This is a genomic window from Pantoea sp. CTOTU49201, assembly GCF_032054795.1.
GTDB lineage: Bacteria > Pseudomonadota > Gammaproteobacteria > Enterobacterales > Enterobacteriaceae > Pantoea > Pantoea symbiotica.
In genome coordinates, this window is sequence record NZ_DAMBSA010000477.1 from 1 (window position 1) to 3,196 (window position 3,196).

Sequence of the window (3,196 nt, forward strand, 5' to 3'; positions counted from 1 at the left end):
ATGTATTCCTTAGAGATTCACTTCGGGAACAGCGGGCGGCGTGCGGGTCAGCGCGGAGAGATAAGAGTAGGTGTGTTCAACCTGATGCTCGCCGTGAAAATCACTTTTCTGGAACGGATGATCCAGCTGCGCGTCAGCCTGAGCCGCGCCAATCACGTTACCGGCACCAGCCATTTTCGCCAATCTTAGGCTGTATTTACAGGGAACGGGATTGGCCAGAATCGTGGCATCAAAGCGCGTTTTACGCAGCGCCAGCATCACCTTTACTCGCTGCCAATACACGCCCAGCGTGGTTTCATTCTTAGCGCGGTGCTTGGCTTTCTTATAAACATAGAGGCGATCAACATGCGGATTATGGCTCACCACATCCTCAGCAACTTTGTTCACCAACAGGGTAAGTTTTGCCTCGGGGAAAGCCTGTTTTATTCCTTCCAGTAGCGGCGTGGTACATACCATGTCGCCAATGTTATCGCGCCTAATCACGAGAATATTTTTCATGCTGATGCCCAGATTGAGGAGTTTTGTCACCTTTATCCACCAGGACAAACTCAAAAAAAATGCGGAAAACCAGGGAACAAAAGGCATTTGACCATTATTGTGCAAAAAGTTCTGAATTCCTTACTAATAATTAACGCAACGGATCGGTAAATTATTAGATAACAATGTCACAAAATACCCCTTTGCTCTCAGTCATCACGCCCCTTTTCAACGCTGGCGCGATGTTCGAGATGTTCATAAATTCGCTGCTAGCCCAAACCTTCACCTCACTAGAGATCATCATTGTTGATGATGGCTCCACGGACGGTTCCGGCGAGCGTGCCGACGCCTACGCGCAGCAGCACCCACATGTACGAGTTATCCACCAGGCCAACGGCGGCGTATCGCGCGCGCGCAATGCCGGCTTAGCGGTAGCGCGCGGTAAGTACGTTTCGTTTCCAGATGCCGACGACACCATGGATCCGGCGATGTATCAAACGCTGGTTGAGATGGCAGAACGCGACAATCTCGATGCTGCGCAGTGCAACGCAGAATGGTTTTTCAAAGCCAGTCAGCAAGTTAAACCGCTGATTCCTCTCGATCGCCTCACCAGCACCGAAGTACTCGGCGGCCCTGAGTGGCTTAACAAGGCGCTGCAAACGCATCGCTATATGCATGTGGTTTGGCTGGGGATTTATCGTCGCGACTTGATCGAACGGCTCAAACTCTACTTTGAACCTGGCCTGCATCATCAGGACATTCCGTGGACCACGGAGTTCATGCTCAATGCCCAACGCGTGCGCTACACCGATCGGGTGCTTTACCGTTATTACATGCATGATGCCTCAATCAGTAATCGTAAACGCACCGGCCAGCGCAACGTCGAGTATCAGCGCCATTACCTGAAAATTGCGCAATTGCTGGAAGAGCTCAACGCACGCTATCGCCATCAAGTAACAATCTACCCGGCGTTTCACTACCAGGTCACCCATGAGGCGCTCAGCGTTTGTCACTGTATTCGACGCGAGCCCGAAGAGAGCGCGCGTCAGGCGATGATTGCCGATCTGTTCGCCACGCAAACCCATAAGCGCATGCTGCGTAACGCGCGCGGTATTCAGCAATGGTATCAACTGCTGCTGTGGCTGAGCCGGATTTATCGCTGGCGCAAGAAATAAGCGCCGAGTCTGGCTTTCACGCCTTTGGGGTTTGCCCTACAATCAGCTGACTGAATTCTGAGATCATTTGAGTATGGCAAGCCCGATTCCAGACCAATTTGCACCGAAAAACATTCTGCTGATCAAGCTGCGTCATCACGGCGATATGCTGCTGACCACGCCCGCGATTAACGCGCTGCGCCAACGCTATCCTCAGGCGAATATCGACGTTCTGCTGTACAAAGAAACCCGTCCAATGCTGGAAGCGCATCCGGCTATTCGCCAGTTACACATCATCGATCGCAACTGGAAGAAGGAAGGCGGCTGGCAGAAATTCCGGCATGAGATGGCCCTGCTTTCAGCGGTGCGCGCTTGCCATTATGACCTTGTGATTAACCTCGCCGATCAGTGGCGCAGCGCTATCATCACGGGGCTTTCTGGCGCACCGGTGCGTATCGGTTTCGCTTTCCATAAACGTCAAACCGCCATTTGGCGCTGGATACATAATCATCTGGTCAGTACGGCTGATCATAATCAGCTGCATACCGTCGAACAGAATATGGCCGCGCTGAAGCCGCTGGGCATAACCGCCGCAGGCGCAAAAGCCTCAATGCATTTCAGCGCAGCCGATCAACAGAAAGTGCAGGATGTGCTCGCGCAGCACGCGGTGAAAATGCCATTTGTTGTGGTGCAACCCACTTCACGCTGGCTGTTCAAATGCTGGGAAGATGAAAAAGTTGCACAGCTGATCGATGCGCTGGTCGCTGAAGGCCGCACCGTGGTACTGACTGCGGCGCCGGACCAGAAAGAAATGGCGATGATCGCCAATATTCAGTCGCTGTGCCATAGCCATAACGTGGTGTCGCTGGCCGGTCAATTATCCTTGCCGCAGCTGGCGGCGCTGATCGATGCGGCGCAGCTGTTTATCGGTGTGGACTCTGCGCCGATGCATATGGCCGCCGCGCTGGAAACGCCTTGTTTGGCGCTGTTTGGCCCCACCAAGCTGCAACACTGGCGTCCGTGGGGCGATCACAACCGCGTAATCTGGGCCGGTGATTATGGTCCGCTGCCCTCGCCAGACGCCATCGATACCAACACGCAACAGCGCTATCTTTCTGCCATTCCCGTTGAGGATGTGGTGGCTGCCGCCCGGAGTTTTTTGCATGAGTAAGTTACGCCTGGCGATCGTCCGGCAGAAATACCGCCCAGACGGCGGTGCCGAACGTTTTATCTCGCGCGCGCTGGAAGCGCTGGATAGCGAGCAGCTCGATCTCAATATCATCACCCGCAGCTGGCACGGCACGCCGAATCCGGCCTGGCATCTGCACATTTGTAATCCGGCGAAATTTGGTCGCATCTCGCGCGAGCGCGGTTTTGCGCGTGCAGCACGTGAATGTTGGGAACGCGAGAAGTTCGATATTGTGCAGAGCCACGAACGCATCGCCGGTTGCGATATCTTTCGTGCCGGTGATGGCGTGCATCGCGTTTGGCTGGAGCAGCGCGCGCGCATCGTGTCGCCGTGGCAGCGCTTAAGTGCCCGCCTCAGCCCTTATCATCGTTATGTG

Annotated in this window: 3 protein-coding genes and 1 pseudogene; 3 read left to right on the forward strand and 1 reads right to left on the reverse strand. The window is 54.4% G+C overall.

The features are described 5' to 3' along the window. Positions 1 to 12: 12 nt before the first annotated feature. Positions 13 to 498 (reverse strand): annotated as a pseudogene (locus tag RTY00_RS22420) (glycosyltransferase family 9 protein); the annotation flags it as partial. 164 nt (positions 499 to 662) lie between these two features. Here RTY00_RS22420 and RTY00_RS22425 point away from each other — a divergent pair. The 3 genes from RTY00_RS22425 to RTY00_RS22435 form a co-directional block, all read left to right on the forward strand. After that, positions 663 to 1,652, forward strand: coding sequence for a glycosyltransferase (locus RTY00_RS22425; RefSeq protein ID WP_312666335.1), 990 nt, complete (start codon positions 663 to 665; stop codon positions 1,650 to 1,652). Positions 1,653 to 1,725: 73 nt separating this feature from the next. Beyond that, a complete protein-coding gene (gene rfaQ / locus RTY00_RS22430; protein ID WP_312666337.1) occupies positions 1,726 to 2,802 on the forward strand; it encodes a putative lipopolysaccharide heptosyltransferase III in 1,077 nt (358 codons plus the stop codon). Further along, on the forward strand, positions 2,795 to 3,196 hold a 402-nt coding region (locus RTY00_RS22435), incomplete at its 3' end, for a glycosyltransferase (protein ID WP_312666338.1). The genes rfaQ and RTY00_RS22435, both read left to right, overlap by 8 nt.